The organism is Afipia sp. DC4300-2b1 (assembly GCF_049895725.1).
Classification (GTDB): domain Bacteria; phylum Pseudomonadota; class Alphaproteobacteria; order Rhizobiales; family Xanthobacteraceae; genus Afipia; species Afipia broomeae.
Window position 1 is genome coordinate 217,705 of the sequence record NZ_JAFCSX010000001.1, and the last position, 17,896, is coordinate 235,600.

General features: G+C 60.6%; 21 protein-coding genes and 1 pseudogene. 9 read left to right on the forward strand and 13 right to left on the reverse strand.

Annotated features, from left to right (window positions below; all coding sequences use genetic code 11):
* Positions 1-164: 164 nt before the first annotated feature.
* Entirely contained in the window at positions 165-1,604 is a 1,440-nt protein-coding gene (locus ACP7AL_RS01075) for a lytic murein transglycosylase (protein ID WP_425987959.1), read from the reverse strand.
* A gap of 411 nt (positions 1,605-2,015) precedes the next feature.
* Between ACP7AL_RS01075 and galU the strand changes: the two genes are divergently transcribed.
* Both galU and ACP7AL_RS01085 read left to right on the forward strand, forming a co-directional pair.
* On the forward strand, positions 2,016-2,888 hold the full coding sequence (gene galU, locus ACP7AL_RS01080; protein ID WP_425987961.1) for a UTP--glucose-1-phosphate uridylyltransferase GalU: 873 nt from the start codon (positions 2,016-2,018) through the stop codon (positions 2,886-2,888).
* 67 nt (positions 2,889-2,955) lie between these two features.
* Positions 2,956-3,720, forward strand: coding sequence for a DUF5131 family protein (locus tag ACP7AL_RS01085; protein ID WP_425987963.1), 765 nt, complete (start codon positions 2,956-2,958; stop codon positions 3,718-3,720).
* On the opposite strand, the gene tcmP is transcribed toward ACP7AL_RS01085, so the two are convergent.
* On the reverse strand, positions 3,655-4,557 hold the full coding sequence (tcmP, locus tag ACP7AL_RS01090) for a three-Cys-motif partner protein TcmP (RefSeq protein ID WP_425987965.1): 903 nt from the start codon (positions 4,555-4,557) through the stop codon (positions 3,655-3,657). The genes ACP7AL_RS01085 and tcmP overlap by 66 nt on opposite strands.
* A 1,013-nt stretch (positions 4,558-5,570) precedes the next feature.
* On the opposite strand from tcmP, the gene msrA reads away from it, so the two are divergent.
* The 4 genes from msrA to ACP7AL_RS01110 all read left to right on the forward strand — a co-directional run bounded on the left by msrA (position 5,571) and on the right by ACP7AL_RS01110 (position 8,029).
* A complete protein-coding gene (gene msrA / locus ACP7AL_RS01095; RefSeq protein ID WP_425987967.1) occupies positions 5,571-6,287 on the forward strand; it encodes a peptide-methionine (S)-S-oxide reductase MsrA in 717 nt (238 codons plus the stop codon).
* Between the two features lie 146 nt (positions 6,288-6,433).
* Positions 6,434-6,853: a peptide-methionine (R)-S-oxide reductase MsrB gene (gene msrB / locus ACP7AL_RS01100; RefSeq protein ID WP_425987970.1), complete on the forward strand. Its 420-nt coding sequence runs from the start codon at positions 6,434-6,436 to the stop codon at positions 6,851-6,853.
* Between the two features lie 157 nt (positions 6,854-7,010).
* Positions 7,011-7,403, forward strand: coding sequence for a hypothetical protein (locus ACP7AL_RS01105; protein ID WP_006022064.1), 393 nt, complete (start codon positions 7,011-7,013; stop codon positions 7,401-7,403).
* 332 nt (positions 7,404-7,735) lie between these two features.
* Positions 7,736-8,029, forward strand: a complete 294-nt coding sequence (locus ACP7AL_RS01110; protein ID WP_024919947.1) for a hypothetical protein — start codon at positions 7,736-7,738, stop codon at positions 8,027-8,029.
* 111 nt (positions 8,030-8,140) lie between these two features.
* Here the strand turns inward: ACP7AL_RS01110 and ACP7AL_RS01115 are convergent, their stop codons facing one another.
* From ACP7AL_RS01115 to ACP7AL_RS01155, 9 genes and pseudogenes are all read right to left on the reverse strand, one after another.
* On the reverse strand, positions 8,141-8,674 hold the full coding sequence (locus ACP7AL_RS01115) for a DUF4112 domain-containing protein (protein ID WP_425987972.1): 534 nt from the start codon (positions 8,672-8,674) through the stop codon (positions 8,141-8,143).
* Between the two features lie 155 nt (positions 8,675-8,829).
* Positions 8,830-9,033, reverse strand: a complete 204-nt coding sequence (locus tag ACP7AL_RS01120) for a hypothetical protein (protein WP_425987974.1) — start codon at positions 9,031-9,033, stop codon at positions 8,830-8,832.
* A gap of 93 nt (positions 9,034-9,126) precedes the next feature.
* On the reverse strand, positions 9,127-9,906 hold the full coding sequence (gene mddA, locus ACP7AL_RS01125) for a methanethiol S-methyltransferase (RefSeq protein ID WP_425987976.1): 780 nt from the start codon (positions 9,904-9,906) through the stop codon (positions 9,127-9,129).
* A gap of 189 nt (positions 9,907-10,095) precedes the next feature.
* Entirely contained in the window at positions 10,096-10,428 is a 333-nt protein-coding gene (locus ACP7AL_RS01130) for a hypothetical protein (protein WP_425987978.1), read from the reverse strand.
* 646 nt (positions 10,429-11,074) lie between these two features.
* Entirely contained in the window at positions 11,075-11,698 is a 624-nt protein-coding gene (locus tag ACP7AL_RS01135; protein ID WP_425987980.1) for a hypothetical protein, read from the reverse strand.
* A 110-nt stretch (positions 11,699-11,808) separates the two neighbouring features.
* On the reverse strand, positions 11,809-12,444 hold the full coding sequence (locus ACP7AL_RS01140) for an NYN domain-containing protein (protein WP_425987982.1): 636 nt from the start codon (positions 12,442-12,444) through the stop codon (positions 11,809-11,811).
* Between the two features lie 171 nt (positions 12,445-12,615).
* Positions 12,616-12,867, reverse strand: a pseudogene (locus ACP7AL_RS01145) (transposase); the annotation flags it as partial.
* Between the two features lie 85 nt (positions 12,868-12,952).
* Positions 12,953-13,636: a hypothetical protein gene (locus tag ACP7AL_RS01150; RefSeq protein WP_425987984.1), complete on the reverse strand. Its 684-nt coding sequence runs from the start codon at positions 13,634-13,636 to the stop codon at positions 12,953-12,955.
* Positions 13,637-13,750: 114 nt separating this feature from the next.
* A complete protein-coding gene (locus ACP7AL_RS01155; RefSeq protein WP_425987986.1) occupies positions 13,751-14,008 on the reverse strand; it encodes a hypothetical protein in 258 nt (85 codons plus the stop codon).
* A gap of 339 nt (positions 14,009-14,347) precedes the next feature.
* Here ACP7AL_RS01155 and ACP7AL_RS01160 point away from each other — a divergent pair, with 339 nt between their 5' ends.
* Positions 14,348-14,656 carry a hypothetical protein gene (locus tag ACP7AL_RS01160; RefSeq protein ID WP_425987988.1) on the forward strand — a complete coding sequence of 103 codons (309 nt, stop codon included), beginning with the start codon at positions 14,348-14,350 and terminating at the stop codon, positions 14,654-14,656.
* A 37-nt stretch (positions 14,657-14,693) separates the two neighbouring features.
* Here the strand turns inward: ACP7AL_RS01160 and ACP7AL_RS01165 are convergent, their stop codons facing one another.
* Positions 14,694-14,909, reverse strand: coding sequence for a DUF6894 family protein (locus ACP7AL_RS01165; protein ID WP_425987990.1), 216 nt, complete (start codon positions 14,907-14,909; stop codon positions 14,694-14,696).
* Between the two features lie 253 nt (positions 14,910-15,162).
* Here ACP7AL_RS01165 and ACP7AL_RS01170 point away from each other — a divergent pair, with 253 nt between their 5' ends.
* Positions 15,163-15,501, forward strand: a complete 339-nt coding sequence (locus ACP7AL_RS01170) for a hypothetical protein (protein ID WP_006022076.1) — start codon at positions 15,163-15,165, stop codon at positions 15,499-15,501.
* Positions 15,502-15,700: 199 nt separating this feature from the next.
* A complete protein-coding gene (locus tag ACP7AL_RS01175) occupies positions 15,701-15,919 on the forward strand; it encodes a hypothetical protein (protein ID WP_006022077.1) in 219 nt (72 codons plus the stop codon).
* A 338-nt stretch (positions 15,920-16,257) separates the two neighbouring features.
* Here the strand turns inward: ACP7AL_RS01175 and ACP7AL_RS01180 are convergent, their stop codons facing one another.
* Positions 16,258-17,472 carry a GGDEF domain-containing protein gene (locus ACP7AL_RS01180; protein WP_425987992.1) on the reverse strand — a complete coding sequence of 405 codons (1,215 nt, stop codon included), beginning with the start codon at positions 17,470-17,472 and terminating at the stop codon, positions 16,258-16,260.
* Positions 17,473-17,896 lie beyond the last annotated feature (424 nt).

A 17,896-nucleotide genomic window follows, 5' to 3' on the forward strand; every position in this document is an offset into this window, starting at 1 on the left:
AGTCGCCGCGGTTGCATATCCGGGCAAATAATACGCCCCAAAACTCCGGCAATGGGCCCATAAACCGGGGTCAGGCCGCATCCGTCAAGTGGGCCCGGAAAATGTCAACTTGAAGGTGACCGGCCCGGCTGGATCGGCCGGGAAACCTGTCCAAAACCAGCAGGTTACCGCCCGCGCAGCCGCTCCAGCACGCCGGACGAGGCGAACCCGTCGGCAGGCGCCCCGATCGAGGCCTGGAAGCTGCGCAGCGCCTTTTTGGTTTCGCCGCCGAGATTGCCGTCCGGCTCCCCGCGATAGAAACCGCGCTGGGCGAGCAACTGCTGCAACTCAAACCGCTCGTCGCGGGACAGCACCCGCTCCTGCCGCGGCCATTCCTGCACGAACGGGGTGCCGCCGCGCAGCCGGTCGGCGAAGTGGCCGATGGCCAGCGCGTAAGCCTCCGACGGATTGTAGCGCATGATCGAACGGAAATTGCCGAGCATCAGAAATCCCGGGCCATCGGCGCCGGCGGGCGCGAGCAGAAACGCCTTGTCGGTGGTGCGCGGGAACGGCTTGCCGCCGGCGCGCTTCACGCCGAGATGCTCCCACTGTGCGATGGAATAATTCTTCGCGCGGTCGGCATGCAGATAGTTGAAGCCCTGCGGCACCTCGACCTCATAGCCCCAGGTCTGTCCCGGCACCCAGCCGTCCTTTTTGAACTTCGCCGCCGTCGAGGCGATGATGTCCGGAATATCGTCCACGGTGTTGCGCTTGCCGTCGCCGTCGAAATCCACCGCGAACTTCTTGAACGCGGTCGGCATGAACTGGGTCGCGCCGAACGCGCCGGCCCATGAGCCGCGCATCTGCTGCGGCGTCAGATCGCCGTGATGCAAAATCTCAAGTGCCGCGAGAAACTCGTCCTTGAAATAACCCTGACGGCGGCCGACGCAGGCCAGCGTCGCGGTGGAATTCAAGACGCTGCGGTCGCCGCCCTGCGTGCCGTAGTTGGACTCGATGCCCCAGATCGCCGCGATGATGTAGCGGTCGACGCCGTAGGCTTTCTCGACCGCCGCGAACGTCGCCGCGTTCTTGGCCAGAACTTCGCGCCCCTTCGCGATCCGCGCATCGGTAACGAGAATGTCGAGATAATCCCACACCGACTTGGTGAACTCGGGCTGCGAGTCCATCAGGTCCATGATGCGCAGGTCCGGCGACAGGTCCGCCGTGAAGCGCTCGAAGCTTGCCTGCGAGACGCCGCGGCGCGCGGCATCGGGCCACATCCCGGCGATGCAGCGGTCGAAGTTCGCAGCCGAATTGCGGATGGCGTCCGCCGTCATCAGCGGATGACCCGACGCGCCGTCTTCGCCGCTCCATTCCTTCGGAACTGAGGCCTGCGCCATCCGGCGCGGCGCGGGCTGCGTCTGACGCGGCGCCTGCGATGGTTGCTGCTGCTGGATCGAGCCGGTGACGTCGCTGCTCCACGGGAAGGTGAACCCGCCGCGCCCCGACGCGCTCTGCCCATGGGCCGGACCCGCCAGCATCGACGCCGCGCCGATCACCGACATGGTCAGGATTGCGCCCGCGGCCATTCGCCACGCGCTCTCTTCAGGCTCGATCCGTGCCATCGTATTCCACACCCGCTCAAGACTATCCCGGATACAGGAGGCCCGGACAGGGTTTCCACCCGATTAACAACGCAGCATTTTTTGGCGGCGAGATGACGCGGGCATCTAACCAGCGGGCAAATTCGCCCCTCACCCCAACCCTCTCCCCGCTCGCGGGGAGAGGGAGCTGCTTCGTGCGTCCTTACCTCTCCCCGTTTTACGGGGAGAGGTCGCGAGCGAGAGCGAGCGGGTGAGGGGCGCCTGCGAATGTCCGCCACAAAAAATCCCCAACTCACTCACGCAGCGTTCATCCGTTCACCTTTAGGGAACTCCTTAGCCATCCAGCAGTTTTTCAAGCCTTCAAAACCTGCTACCACCCTTCAAGTTCTTTCCAGCCCCGCCTTCAACGCTTCTCCTGCCTCAAAGAGCCTCATGAAAATCCGCAAAGCCGTGTTTCCCGTCGCCGGTCTTGGCACCCGCTTTCTCCCGGCCACCAAGGCCATGCCCAAGGAAATGCTCACCGTGGTGGACCGCCCGCTGATCCAGCATGTGGTGGACGAGGCGCTGGAAGCCGGCATCGAACACCTCGTGTTCGTCACGGGCCGCAACAAGGGCGTGATCGAGGATCACTTCGACCGGCCCTATGAGCTTGAGGACACCCTGCGCGAGCGCAACAAGCTGAAGGAAATGGACATCCTCGAGCGCGACCAGCCGGAGGCCGGCGCGACCTCGTTCACCCGCCAGCAGGCGCCGCTCGGCCTTGGCCATGCGGTGTGGTGCGCGCGCGACATCATCGGCAACGAGCCGTTCGCCGTGCTGCTGCCGGATGTGCTGGTCAAAAACAAACCCAGCGGTCTGAAGCAGATGATCGACGCCGCCAACGCGGCCGGCGCGGACAAGGCCAACATCATCGCCGTGGAAGAAGTGCCGATGGACCAGGTCCACATGTATGGCGTGGTCGGCGTCGGCAAGAGCAAGGGCGACCTGTTCGAACTCGACGGCATGGTCGAGAAACCGAAGAAGGAAGTGGCGCCCTCGAACCTTTCGATCACCGGGCGTTACATTTTGCAGCCGGAAATCTTCAAGGTGCTGGAGACGCAGGAGCGCGGCGCTGGCGGCGAAATCCAGCTCACCGACGCCATGCTCGGCCTCGCCAAGTCACAGCCGTTCTACGGCTTCAAGTTCAAGGGCAAGAGCTACGACTGCGGCTCGAAGTCGGGCTTCCTTGCCGCGAACATTGCCTACGCGATGGACCGCGAGGATCTGCGCAGCGATCTGTTGGCGGAGATGAAGAAGTATATTTGATTGAACTAACCGTTTAAGAATCTTAAATTAACCGGCACTTGCCACCATAATTGCGGATGGAGGCACCATGGCCGAAACGTCAATCGAATGGACCGACGCCACGTGGAATCCAGTGGCTGGCTGCACTGTGCTCACCGCAGGGTGCACCAATTGCTATGCTATGCGAATGGCTGCACGCCTTGAAGCTATGGGAACGGACAAATATCGCGGGCTCACGCGCAAGAGCGGTGGCAGGGCGAAATGGACCGGAAGAATTACGCTCGATTACAAAGCGCTTTCCATTCCTGCGACGTGGTCCAAACCGCGTCGCGTATTTGTAAATTCCATGTCTGACTTGTTTCATCCGGACGTACCAGCCGATTTCATCGTAGAGGTATGGAATGTGATGGCTGACACGCCTCGGCATACGTATCAAATCCTCACAAAGCGTCCTGACCGCATGGCTCAGGTCGCTCTTAACTTAAAAAAACTATCTAATGTTTGGCTCGGGACAAGCGTGGAAGATGATCGTGTGCGGTACCGAATTGATGAATTGCGGGATGTTCCAGCCTTTGTACGCTTCATATCCTTCGAGCCATTAATCGGCTCTGTTGCTGGCGCGGATCTGACAAACATTCACTGGGCAATAGTTGGAGGAGAGAGCGGACCAAACGCGCGGCACATGGAGCCAACTTGGGTCGAAGAAATCGAGTTGCTATGCCGCGATGCTGGCACCGCATTTTTCTTCAAGCAGTGGGGCGGCAAAAATAAGAAAGCGACTGGGCGCCTATTTCGTGGACGAACGTTCGATGAGATGCCACTTGGGATCGAGCAAGTTTTTGGCAATCCTTGAGCCCAATCCAATCGCGGCTGGCACTGGATTCGAGACGCATAGAAACAGCGAAAAACGTTGAGGCCGTTCGTCAATCGGTAGTGGGAGCGGGTCAAACACTTCCGCAAAAATAGTTTTAAGACGCAACTGAGTATAGCTTTCTAGTCCCTTGACGTCTGCAAGGCGTTCGCGTTCGCCGGTGTTTCCGAATAAGTCGCCGTTGTTCTGCTTTGGATAAAGCTCTTGTTCCCACGCGTCGTCGCCAAACATTCTGATTAACGCGGCACGTTTTGAAGGATCAATATCGGTCAATTTCCGCGTAGCCTGTCGAAACAAACCTGCGAGCGGAAACAAGAACCAAACGTCGATTGCTTTCGTCGACGCCAACGCTTGCAGCGTGCTCCACTCAACTTCCATTCCATACGGATCGAGAAAAACTACCGCTCGCTTGTTCGTCCATTGGTTGCTTACGACGAGAGACCTCAGAGCAGCGTTAGCGTCTCCGGAAATGACTTGGATACTTTTCTGCAAATAGCGTGCGGCTAAGTCGTTGAGCTCTGCAACATATCTAGGGTTTTGCTCTATAAAAACCAGGAAGTCGAAATCTGGTTTTGTATCTAGTGCAATCTGAGCTGATCCTCGACGTATATCAACACGCTCTATAACTGGTGTTTCTAGAAGGTCGCCGCCGCTTGTAACTGTACGTACAGTTCGATTACCAGTCCCGGCAAAGGCGTCGATGTACCAAAGCTGTGAAAACTGACTTCGCAACGCGGTGGTGTAACCACTGAGATATTTTTCAATCACCGAGAGCTTTAAATCGGTATGTTGGCCGCCAAACTCATGACTGGTTACCATCAAAAACTCCAAAGCAATGAAAATGAAGCATCCGCGCGATCTTGACAAATCGCGAATATAGGCTTATATTCCTATCACTTCATTCGTGAGGGGCGCTTCTAGAGGCGATCCTGAAGTGGAATGAAGCGCGGCGCCCGCGCGCGTGGTTCGCAGCCACACGTCCGGGAGGCTGGGGTCACCGTCCGGGCCAACTACGTGGCTCTGCCGTTCGCCGGCTGGACGCGGCGAGGACGAAGGCGGCGAAAGCCGTCCGGATCAGGGGTCGATACGCTCCCCCATCCTCACCCGGAAGTACGGTCCCCTCGCCCAAAGACGCCGCAGCGGATGTTTGCCGCAGCTCTTGCTGCGGCGAGAATCCGCGCGTTGCGTATTGCGCAGGCGCAGGCCTCGCTGACGCGCAACGTTGGTGGAGCGCCGCAAGGCGATGCGCTCTTTTGTTCGCGGCCTTCGCAAGCGGCGAACGATCGGGCGACGACAACCATGTTGCGCCTGGCGGCGCTCCATCTCCCCTCATTCGACCGAGGGGCAAACTCAAAGCTCACCTCGCGCTTTTTGCGCGGGAACGATTGGCGTGGGCGCGGGAATTTTTGAGGTGGCTATTTGAAAATCGAATCGGAAGTTTGAGAGAATGCAGACGCGCGCAAAACTCACGATGTCGTCCCCGCGAAGGCGGGGACCCATAACCACCGGACAATGTGGCGATGAAGGTTGCTCCGGCATCCGCTTCCACCCTATTGCCCAGGGCGTATGGGTCCCGGCTTTCGCCGGGACGACCCGAGGAGAGATCGCGCGCGATACCGGCAGACGCGGTGATGCAAAAAGCCCCTCACCCGCTCGCCATAGCGCGTCAAAGACGCGCGTGAACGCGCTTTTGGCTTCGCGACCTCTCCCCGCAAGAGCGGGGCGAGGTGAAAGTCCTCACGTTTTTGTGTGGAATTTTGCCGTAACGGCGGGGTCTTATCCGCGTATCTACGGCACAGGCGCAAAACGCCGCCAGTTCTCATGAGGTCACCATGGATCGCATCCAGTTCCGCCGCACCGCCCTCGCCCTCACCGCCGCCGGCGTGCTGGCGCTCGGCTGGTTCGCCGCGCCCTCGCGCGCCGCCGAGGAAGCCTTCATCATTCCCCCGCCGAGCGCCGACATCGCGCCCGCCGAAGGCCTGAAGACGTTCGTGCTCGCGGGCGGCTGCTTCTGGGGCGTGCAGGGCGTGTATCAGCACACCAGGGGCGTCACCAACGCGGTGTCGGGCTATGCGGGCGGCAAGGCCTCGACCGCGAATTACGAGGCCACCACGCGCGGCAACACCGGCCACGCCGAGGCCGTGCAGATCACCTACAATCCGAAGGAGGTGTCGCTCGGCAAGCTGCTGCAGATTTATTTCTCGGTGGTGCACGATCCGACCCAGCTCAACCGCCAGGGCCCGGACACCGGCACGCAGTATCGCTCCACCGTGTTCACCTCGGACCCGGCCGAGCGCAAGCTGGTGCAGGATTACATCGCGCAGCTCAACGGCGCGAAGGTCTACAAGAAACCGATCGCGACCACACTCGAGCCGCTGCAGGGCTTCTATCCGGCGGAAGATTATCATCAGGACTACCTGACGCTGCACCCCAACCAGCCCTATATTGTGTTCAACGATTTGCCGAAGATCGAGAACCTGAAAAAGATCTTCGCCGAGAACTATCGCGAGAAGCCGGCGCTGGTGCGCGAGGCCAAGGCGACGAACTAAAGGCGATGAACTGAAGCCGCGCATGGAACGCCATCGTTCACGCGGGCGGCGTTTGAGAATCAAGACCGAAGCGGCGGACCGGACGGTTCGCCGCTTTGATGTGAGATCCACAAACAACATTCCAAGGAATGAAAGGAGCTAGCGACATGACCGACATCAAGACGACAACCGGCTCCGGCACTGTGCAGAAGTCCGAGAGCGAGTGGCGCAAGGAGCTGACGCCGATGCAGTACGCCGTGCTGCGCGAGAAGGCGACGGAGCGCCCGTTCACCGGCGAATACGACCATTCGTTCGATCCGGGCACGTATGTGTGCGCCGGTTGCGGACAGCCGCTGTTCGAGTCCGACGACAAGTTCGATTCCGGCTGTGGCTGGCCGGCGTTCTCCGCCCCCGCCGCCGAGAGCAGCGTCGCGGAGGAGCGCGACATCTCGCACGGCATGGTGCGCACCGAAGTGCTGTGCTCGAAATGCCAGGGCCATCTCGGCCACGTCTTCCCGGACGGGCCGGGGCCGACGGGATTGCGTTACTGCATCAATTCCGCGGCATTGAAGCTCGAGCCCAAATAAACCTCGCGTCAACGCGCCCCTTCCTCAGAGAAAAAATAAAACCGCGCGGCTTGTCTCAGGCCGCGCGGCTCCTATCTCTGCGGTCCGTTCGCGTTGCGAACGGTAAAAACGCCAACAAGAAACGCGTCCAAAGAACTTCTGTATTCAAGGAATGCCCATGTCCACCAGATCGCGCCAGACCGTGCTGGCACTCGGCCTTGCAGGCCTTCTCGTCGACGCTGTCGCGTCCCATCCCGCCTTCGCCATCAACAAGGTCACGCTGTTCAAGGTCGTCTCGCCGCAGAACGAAATCGTGATCGGCCTCACCAAGGCAGAACTCGCGCAGATGAAAGGCAGGACGCCTGAGGTCGTTGAAACAGCGCTGCGCGGCGCGGGCACGCTTCAGGTCTGGCAATATGGCGTCCGCCGCGGCGTCAGCGGCGTGCCGGAGCACGCGCCGGTTCGCAAGATCGAGATTTCCGCCGACCCCGCCACCCACATCGAGCACTACACCTCGTCGCTCAAGGTTGTGTCGATCACCGATGAAATCATGACGGAAGCGATCCAGTAGCGCCGTCTGCCGGCCCTGATGATCCGGCTTTTGCGGTTGAAAATCCGGCAAAAGCGCGCTCTGCAAAATGTTCAAGCCGCCATGCGAACCCGCGCCCCCTGCGGCGCGGATTTCATCGTCCAGTAATTCATTGAAATTCAAGAGATTATTCGGCCCCGCCCGCGGGCCCGCCATGCCATTCATCATAGGCCGCATGACGGGTCGCAATTGGCGAAAAAAGGCCTATATTGGAGTTTCTTCTGGAATGAATGACTCTAGGCCGCGCGGCTCTCCCGATGGACCCGCCTCCGGCCGTCCGTTTCCATCGAATCCCAATCGAGAAGGCCGAGATCATGGCTGCGTTCAATTACAACACCGAAGCCGAACTCTTTCCTGCGGCGATCCGCAAGAAAAAGCGCGCCGGCTTTGCTTACCGCCGGTTTCCGACCGCAGCCGAGGCCGTGCAGTTCGCGATCGAACAGCTTCCCGCAGACAGCCTGAACGGGGCGTACCTCCAGGTGGACGAGGCCCGCTTCGACCAGAGCGGCATCCGCACGCTGTACGAGAGCGAATTGTTTCCGCTGGAGCGCAACCGGCCGGAGCCGGTGGCCGCGCCTGAGGACGAGAAGCAGACCGCGACGGGCTGATCCCGCGCCGCCGCTTTAACGCTCCATCGTTACAACGTGACGACATCGGCGCATTCAGGCTTACCTTTGCGCGCATGATCCGATCCGAAAACCGGTTCCCGCTTTTCGGGGTCATGCGCCTCTCGGCTGCCTGTCCATCCAGCGCTTGAGGATTCGCATGTTGCGCATATTGGCGCGGAACATAACGTCGAACGCGTCGCCGGCGAACGGGACCAGGCCCACCACACCGTCCAGCGCGACATTGCCGAGCATCCGCGCCACCACATGCTTCGGCGCGCCGAGCGCCCTCGCCTCGCGCACGATCCACAATGAGATCGCCGTGGTGAGAAGATCGCCGACCACCGGCACCAGACCAATCAGGCCGTCGATGCCGTAGCGGATGTTGGTGCCCGGCAGCACGAAGGCGACATCGAGCAGCTTCGACAATGCATCGATCCGCGCGAAACGCTGCTCGCGCGTGAGCGGGCCGAACGAGATGCCGCCGAGCGCGCCGCCCAGATTCTGGAAATCGACGCCGGGGCCGAACGGCCCCGCCGCGCCGGAGCCGCCGGGATGAACTTCATTGCCATCCTGATCGATGATCGGCGGACGCGTCCGGGGGCCACTGCGGCGGGAGGCCGTGCGGTCGAAGATGTCGTCGGTCATTCTGGCGCTCGTCATTGTTGGTGGCACCCCGTTTGGCACAGGCCTGCGCGGCGTTCGCACAGGCAGCAGCCCTACATAGGAACGCGCGATTGCGGCGCAAGTTGCGGCAAGATAGCGCGGCCTGAAAGGAACTGTGCGCCGGAGCGCGCCACCAACTATGAATCGCCGGGCGCGCGGGGGCTTTTCGCCTGACCGGACGGGCCGGGCTGCCGACGATCGCCACTGCCGGCGCGGCCGTTCGCGGCGCGATAAATTTCAAGGCTTAAATGCGCCTGAGCGCGCCGCCGTTGTGCGTCCTGTCCGGCGCGCAGGGTGTTGGCCAGTCCCTGCGGCAGGGCGTCGGGATCTTTGGATGACATTGTATCCTCCGGATGGTGTTTGCGCAGGCATCAGAAGCGGATCGTACGGCACGTCACGCGACGGTATTGCGACCTCCTCGTAAACAAGGGTCATTATCTGATGCCGGGAATCAGCATCGCCACGCGCGCGCGATAGCGGCGGTATTCGTCGCCGAACAGGGCGACCAGATCGCGCTCTTCGAGATAGATGCCGACGAAGATGTAGGCCGTGGTGACGGCTGCGAACAGCAGATGTCCCGCGGTCATGGTCGGCGTCGACCAGAACGCAATGATGAAGCCGAGATAGATCGGATGCCGGATCAGGCGGTAGAGTCCCGGCGTCTTGAACTTCATCGGCGCGACCACGCGTCCGGCGAAGTGGCTGACCACCTGCGTCAGGCCGAACAGCTCGAAATGGCTGATCAGGAACGAGCTGTAGAGAACGATCAGCCAGCCGAGCATCATGCCGCCGATGGCGAGGTTGGCCAGCAGCGGGGTCTCGATGTCCCAGACGACGGCCGGCATCGGCCGCCACTGCCAGAACAGCAGCGCCAGCGCGAGACTCGCCAGCAGCACATAGGTGCTGCGCTCGATCACCGGCGAGGCGAACCGCGCGAACAGCCGCTTGAAGCCCTGCCGCGCCATGCCGCTGTGCTGAACGGCGAACAGCGTCAGCAATGCGAGATTGATGACCACCGCGCTCAGCACCGAAGTCTCGGCGCCGGTGTCGATCGTCTTCGGCACCATGAGGCCCGAGACGAAACCGATGGCATAGAGAAACGTGCCGAAGAAAATCATGTAGGACAGGCCGCCGTAACACAGCGCCAGTGTCCTTCCGACGAAAGTGGCGAATGCCTTGTGGGAGCCCTGCTCCCGTTCGATGGCCGTCGACATGGTGTTGCTCCTCCTGAAAATGTCCGGTCCTGAAATCGGCCCCTGTCTCGCTCAGCCCGCACCTCGCATTTACCCATGGCCGCCCGTGAGCGTGTGTGAGGTAGCTCACAGTTCCCGGCCCGGCCTTCATCACTGCGCCGTGAGCGTTTCGCGCGCGTGGTGCGAGCCGCGCGCATCGTGCCGCCGCGTTCACCAGACACCGATCCGCTCCAGCCGCTGCAAAACGATCTGCCGCATCCGGGCGTTGACGCGATCAAGCTCCTCGCGCGGCGCAGCGCGGCTCAACTCCTTGAGCTGGCACACCATGTCGGGGCCCTGGCAGCGCCGCGCGCGGCGGCAACGCTTCACGGGACAGTCGAGCCAGTTCTGGCAAGCATCCGACAGCTTGCGCATCATGTTCTCGATGCCTGCGTCGGACAGAAGATAGGCGCGCGTCTCGTCGGAGAATTCGGGAAACGCCTCCTGCGCATCGCCGCCCTCCTTCGTCGTCCTTCTCGCCGTATGGTGTCTCGTCTTTTGCATGGGAGTCCCTTTCCTGTGAGCAGATGTGCTTGCGGGCACGCGTGAGCGTTTTCCCGCGCGAAAACGCGGATGTCCGATCAGCGATGTCGTCAGACCGTGCGCCTCTCCTGGAAAGAGAGGGAGGAGGAGCGCCGAAAGACGCGCCTTCAATTCAAGTACGCGGCCGGCATCGTGTCGCCACGAGAGGCTGACCGCGAAACGCCTTTCGACGCTCCGCCGCGGCGATTTCTGTCCTCGGGACCGCACTTCCGGGTGAGGATGGGGGAGAAACTCGACCCCTGATCCGGCCGGCTTTCGCCGCCTTCGTCCTCACCGCGTCCAGCCGGCGAACGGCAGAGCCCCATAGTGAGCCCGGACGGTGACCCGAGGCCTCCCGGGAGCGGAGAAGGACGTCCCTTCTCGCGCGCGCAGGCGCCACATCCCGCCCCGCGCTATCAAGCGTCCCTGGCAACGCCCCTCAAGTGAGGCGGGATGGATAGGAATATGGATCAAACACAAAAAGGTGTCAAGGAATATATTCTCATTTATATACTTGGGTCATTAGCTTCGGCTGATTGGCGCGCCCGTATTTGCTGAGTGTGTGAATGCACTGTGAGGAACAGTGCAACAGGAAGAAGAGTCATTTCTAAGGGAAGTCGAAGAGCTTCTAGCTCTTTGGGAGGCCAATGGTGGGAAAACCTACCGTGAGTTGGCCTGTCACATTCTCGAACTTGCCAGAGCGAAGGATTTCCAAAAGAAATTCGACTAGGTCGCCGGTGAGGTCCGCTATTTCCTCCACCTTCACGGTCATCTGATCGAGGGTGTAGTTTTTCGGCATTTGTATAAGGCTTTTGCCTTTGTAATCATGCCTGATGAATTGGCGGATGCCCTTGGTTACCTCCTTGACGGCAACGCCGTGGATAATGTCGTGACGGGTTTCCTTTAGGTTGTTTATTCGTTCGACTAATTTCAGGGCGCGTTCGCGGTACTCTTCTAGTTCTGGTATTTCTTTGAAGTGTTTTTTGAAGAAGGCGATTTTTGGCTTGAGAGAAATTGGAAGCTGAGTTTCGCTAGTATCGAACGCAGTAATAATGAAGAGGTTGGAGTAATCGAGGACGACTTCAATCTGCGCCCAGCAGATGCTGAGTAGCGCAATCGTCTTGTAGAAAAAGTTCTGCTCTTCCTTGGCTAGCTTCTTCTCCTCGTGAGCGATAAATTCGTCTAGCGTTAGGTAGCGCTTCGCCTCCATGGTGGCGCGCCAGACTTTGCCCATTAGGCGGAAATAATTCATGACTAAAACCAGGTCCGAGTTGGATGAAACCAAGCGTCTTATGGGTGCGCTCGTGCGCATGAAGCCTAAGCCGCACGAGGAGTTGAAAAAGAAGACTCGTGCCAAGAAGGCTATGCAGTCGCGTAAGTCTCCGGCATCGAAATAGATGCGCCGTTATCAAGAAAAATCGTCTGGGGCAGAAGGCACGCCTTAATTCGTCCGGGGGTTATTTCAGTAGGGCTGAAATTGAAAAGTTCGCCAAGATCGCGGGCTTCATTTTTTCTACCTGGTGGGATCGCAAGGGTCAGTTCGATATTCGGAAAGTCGGCTATGAGATACTTCACCGCCGGGATTTGATCCGTGTCGGCAGTGACAAGAACAATGCGCTTTGTTCGCTTCGCGAAAGCATCTGCCAACATCGTCACGGTAATCGCTACGTCGTTTTCCTTTTCTTCCCAGAACTTGCACCGCCTGTTTTCGGTGCGGCAATGGCGTCTGTTCTTCTTAAATTTAGCTTCCTTCACTTGGACCCCCATCGCCTTTTGAGCGGCGATGAACGTCTGGTGCCGGGCGCGCTTCCCCGAATCCCATGGGGTTAGGGAAGTGAAGAGATGGACCGCTTGGAGGAACTCACTAGCCCTGAGGAAGCTCTCGCTGAGCTTCCAGTAATTAATCCACTTGATGCTGGAATCTCCAATCTTATCAAGGGCATGATACATATTGAATCCGTCGATATAGACGGAAACTGGCACTTTTTTACTTGACATTAAGCCCCCTCAGGACAATCTGTCTCGTATCCATCGGGCGTACAGCGGTTGCTGTACGCGCCGAAAAAGGGGTCTAGCCGGGAAACCGGGTGGACCCTTTACTTTTTGAGGGGGAATCGGCGGCTTCGCCAAGCGCTAAATCGCTTAGCAAGCTGCTTCTTGCTCACAATTCTAGTTAGGCGGACGATACGTCAGGCGCTTACCCTCAATACCTTGGAGAGCAAGTGCCGTCCGTTCCCCATCGGTTACGCCGAGGCCAGCGCGGTTTGAATAGCGGAATGAGAACTCCGCGAGATAGCGCTTCAAGTGCTACTCGCTGCAAAACACGTAAGTGCCGCGCATGGCGAGCTTGAATACGCCAAAGAAGTTTTCGGCATTGTTGGTTGTCTGACCATCCTTGCCGACGTACTCACCGCGACCGTTCCAGCAGTGGTTGCCTTCGACCTTGGCGAGTTTAAATGCGAATATGATTTCGTTCTTTGAGCACACGGTCCCATTTTCAAGTGCCTCACATCGCCACCTTGATCTCTATCCCCTCACCCACGCCACTCGCTGCGCCTTCGACGCCGTCGGGCTTCTGCCAGTCGCCCTCGAATGAATATCTTTTCGGGCGCGCGGGCGCTTTCAGCTTGAACACATAGGTCGGGCCGTCGCCGATGGTCACCGCCAGCGTGCGGTTGTCCGTCGCGCGATAGATCTCGACGCTGGACGTGGCCTGCATGCGGCCGTTCGTGAGCGTCCAGTCCGGCACATCGTAGGGCGACGACCTGCGCGTTTCCTTGTCGCTGCGCAGCTCCATCACGATTGTCTTGTCCTTGCCGGGTGCGGCGACGCCCGGCGGCAGGCGAATCTGCGCGCTGAGCGACATCGCGCTCTGATTGCTGGTGTCGATATAGTCGCTGGTGCGGATCATCTCGAAGATGACGCCGCCCGCGATCAGCGCCGCGATGCCGCCGAGCGTGATGAGAAAGAAGCGTTTGCGCTTCGCGATGTCCTCGCCGTAGCCCTTCGACATCCGATAGCCGAAGAACCCGCCGCAGAGCAGCCCGAGCGGCGCGCCCACAAAGGCGCCGAAGATGGCGGACGAGCCTTCCATGTTGCGGAAGCCGAACAGCGGACCAAGCTCGCCGAAGATCACCGATCCGGCGGCCATGCCGATGATGCACCAAAGCGCGACAATCAAAAACGTCATGCGTCCCCGGGACTTTCAAACCGGAGCAGACTACACCACGCGCGGGACTTTTCGCCACGCGGCGATCCTCGCGTCAGATGGCGATATGCGGAATTTGTGCGGATAACTGGCGCGTCACGCCACGCGTTTCGGCTTTTCCAGCCCCGGCAGCGGCTTGGCTTCTTCCGGCTCGGCCTGATCCGGGTCGGCGTGATCCGGGTCAGCCTGGCGGATGCTGTAGCCCTGCTCGAGCACGCGCTCGGGCTTTCCGGTCTCGTCCTCAATCAGCGCATCGACCACGAGCCCGGCATCGTCGGCATAGTGCCAGACATCGTTCTGCGTCGGCAGCGCGCGGCTGACCTGAACGTCATCCACAAACAGCGCATAGGACATGGGTTGCTCCTTCGGCGCGCCGCTCTGAGAACCGGGTCCACAACGGCCGTCACGTCACAGGACCATCAACGCGGAAGCCGCGCGCAGGGTTCCTGCATCCGAAGTGTGCCTGTTCAGTTCAGAACCATCGCGAACATGAACAGGATCGCCAGCCCGGCGAAGGCATAGCGAAGCGGACGGTCTTCCGCGATCTTCTCGATCAATTTCATGTTTCAGGCCCCGTCGGAAAAAAAGACAAAACCGAGGCAGCGGATTTGTTCCCGCACTCGTGACACGATTTGAGCAACCATCCGGCTATGGTCGCGTTATCGTTCCTGTCGAAGACAAGGAGTCGGTATCATGAGGAAAGCAGTATTGATCGCGGCTGCGGTCGCCACGCTCGGCGTTACCCTGGCGGCTGCTCCCGCCGAGGCCCGCTACTATCATCGCGGCGGCTGGGGCTGGGGTCCGGGCATTGGCCTCGGCCTCGCTGCCGGCGTACTTGCGGCCGGAGCCTATGGCGCCTACGGACCGTATGGCTACGGACCGGGCTATGGCTATTACGGCCCGCGTTATGTCTACGGGCCGGGGCCATATGCGTATTATGGACCGCGCTACTATTACGGCGGGCCGCGCTACTACCGGTCCCGCTATTATCGTTACTACTGATGCAAAAGCCCGGAGCGAACCTCCGGGCTTTTCGCTGTCAGGCGCGCCCGGATAACTTGGCGCGATAGACCTCTGCGCCCTCCTCGTCGTTCACGACGATGGCATAGCCTTTTTGCGCCAGCGACGGCCGCTCGCGCAGCAGCTGGCCCGCCATCTCTTCGGCGACCTCGCTGGCCTGCACCGCGTCGTCCAGATCCTGGTTGCCCTTGTCGGCAACGCTCTTGCCATCCGCCAGATTGAAATGAAATCGCATCAACTGTCCCGCTGCTGTGAGTTGTCCGCCTTGGCGCCGAACGAAAAAGCCCCGCCATCGGCCAACGCCTTTGACGGGGCTCTTCGTGCCTGCATCCCTTTCGAGGTGCCTGCACTTGCTGGGATAAACGCGCGGGCGCGAGTCCGTTCCGTTCCCGTTCATTTTATTTGCGGCAACGTGGCTTCCGCCGCACGGCCCGGGAACTATCTCAAGGCTGGCCGGTTGGTGATGCGGTCAGATAAGGATTGAGATCATGAAAAAGATTGCAGTTGCACTGGCGGCGGTCGCGACCGTTGCCGTGATGTCGGCTCCCGCTGCCGAAGCCCGCGGCGGACGTAACGCTGCCGCGATCGGATTCGGCCTTGCCGCCGGCGCGCTCGTTGCCGGCGCCGCAGCCGCCAATTCCGGTTACTACGGCGGTGGTTATGGCTACTACGGCGGCGGACCGGCCTATTACGACTCGTATGCTTACGGCGGTCCGGTTTATGTCGAGCCGGTCTACGGCCCGGCCTATTATCGCCAGCGCGCCTATCAGCGAAACAACAGCAACAACCCGAATCCGGTGGATATGAATCCCTACAATCCCTGGTAACGGCGCGTTGCGTTGAAACGAAAAGCCCGGAGCATGCTCCGGGCTTTTTGTTGTGCGGGTTTCTCTCATACCGCCGCGCCGTTATGCGCACGACGCATTAAGTGTGTTGGACGCAAGCATTGGACCCGCGAATTGTTCTCTTGACTGCACAAGAACAAAAAGAGAACATGCGCGCCACTCATCAATACGGAACATCGCTATGTTGGATCGCCTCGCCTCCGGCCCGCCGCCGGAATCCGAGCGGCTGGATGCTGCCGCCGATCAAGCTATCGCAGCCTGCGGCGGCGACATGCGCTCGACGATCCGCGCGCTGATCCTGGCCAACGAGTTTCTGGAGTACGAGCTCTGCGAGATGTTCAAGGCGGTGACCAACGGACCCGGGAAGTTTTCCGGCGACCGCGCCGACTGGTTCGATTGACGGCGCCGCTACGAGCGCCGGACCCTCCGGCCCGGCGCGATCAATGCTGCCCGCTTGTCTCAACAGTCATGCGCGCAGGCATGCGCTACTTCTTGCCGCCCTTGCTCTGCTGATAGCTCGAGCCGCCGCCCTTCGGCGTGTTCTTGTCCGCCTTCGGCTTTTTCTTTTCCTTGTTGCCCTTGTCCTTGCCTTTGGCCATCGCATCCTCCTGTTGCCGTCCGCCGCAAAGTGGCGATCCACTTCGCGTGCGACGCGATCAGCCTAGCAGGTTGTTGATGAGGCGCACCGGAAAAGATGCCGCGTGAGGCATCAACGATGCTTGAGAGGGCGGAAGCGGATCAGGCCGACTTGCGCAGCGCAGGCTCGGCCTCGAGCGGCGTCGCGTCGAACACCGCGTAGCCGTTCTTGCCGTCCTTCTTGGCGGTGTAGAGCGCCCGGTCGGCCGCGGCCAGCAGACGCTCGGCCTGCAATCCGATCTCGGGCCGCCACTGCGCGACGCCGATCGACGCCGACAGCGCCAGCGGCGCGCCGTTCCACTGCACCGTCTCGCCCTGGCAGGCTTCCAGCACATGGCGGGCGACCATCGCCCCCTCGCGCAGCGTGGTCGCAGGCAGCACCACGCAGAATTCGTCGCCGCCCATCCGGGCCAGCAGATCGCCGGTGCGCAGCCGGCTGCATGCCGCGCGGGTGAACAGCCGCAGGCATTCGTCGCCGGCGGCATGGCCATGGCCGTCGTTGATATCCTTGAAGCCGTCGAGATCGATCATCAGCAGTGCGAACACCTCGCCGCTGCGGCCGGAGCGCACGCATTCCTCGTCGAGCCGCGCCAGCAACTGGCGGCGGTTCGCCGCGCCGGTGAGATCGTCGAACAGCGCGAGATCCGCGACCTCGGCGCGCAGATGGTCGATGGTCATCAGCAGGAAGCCGAAATTCCACATCATCGACAGGAACACCAGCCCCAGGATCAGCACCGCCTGAAACTGGTTGAAATCGATCAGCGACACCGGGCCGCCGACATGCAGCAGCGCCGCGATGGAGCGCACGATGTACGCCCCGAGCATCAGGATCGCGATATAGCCCGACATCCGCGCACCGGGATGGGCGGTGCCGTTCTTGCGGGAAAACAGCAGCGGCAGCGTCATCACGATCGGCACGGCCTGGCTGACCGAGTAGATCAGGATACGCATCACCATGTTGTCCTGCCAGACGAAGTACGCCAAGCCGAAGAAATTGAACGCGACGATCGCAAACGTGAAGCGCCACGACACCGGTACGCCATAGAAGCGCCGGATGCCCATCGAGGCGAGGCAGACCGCCAGAACCAGAATGGAGCCGCCGATCAGCAGCGGAATCAGCAGCAGCATCTTGGCTTGCGGATCGATAAAACCGCGCGTCATCGCCACCGCGGCGCCGAGTGCGGCGACCAGCGCGCCCGCGGTCCAGAACCGCGCGGCATCGTGATTGGGATAGCTGCGGACGACGTAGACCCACACCGTCCCGATCGCGACGAAGTTGACGACGAAAACGATCCAGAGGGTCGGGACACTCAGCATGAACGGTTCCAGGGTGCGCGGTGACCCGCGTCTTGTGCCCTGTCCCTCTGATCGATCACTGCCCGATGCATGAACCCGCTCCTCAATCCCGCAAATGCAGGATCCGCCTCCCCCGAAGCCGGATGCATCCTTGCAGGGGCGGCCTTAACGGAGTCTGACCTGTGCCGGATAAACCGCGCCGTGGTTGTGAATTGATGAACAATGCGGCCGCGCGCCCAAATGAAAGCCAATCCCGCACGCGCGCAGCCGCTCGCGAAAGCAAAACGAAAGACCTTTGCTTGCTGTTAACCCTGCGCATGCGGCCGTCATCCACAGGAAAAAAGCGGACGCGATGTCACCAAGTCGGCACAATGCTGAAAAACAGGCGACAAATTTCAGCGAATCGGTTCGGATTGGAATCGAGGCTGCGCACTGGCCTATCGCC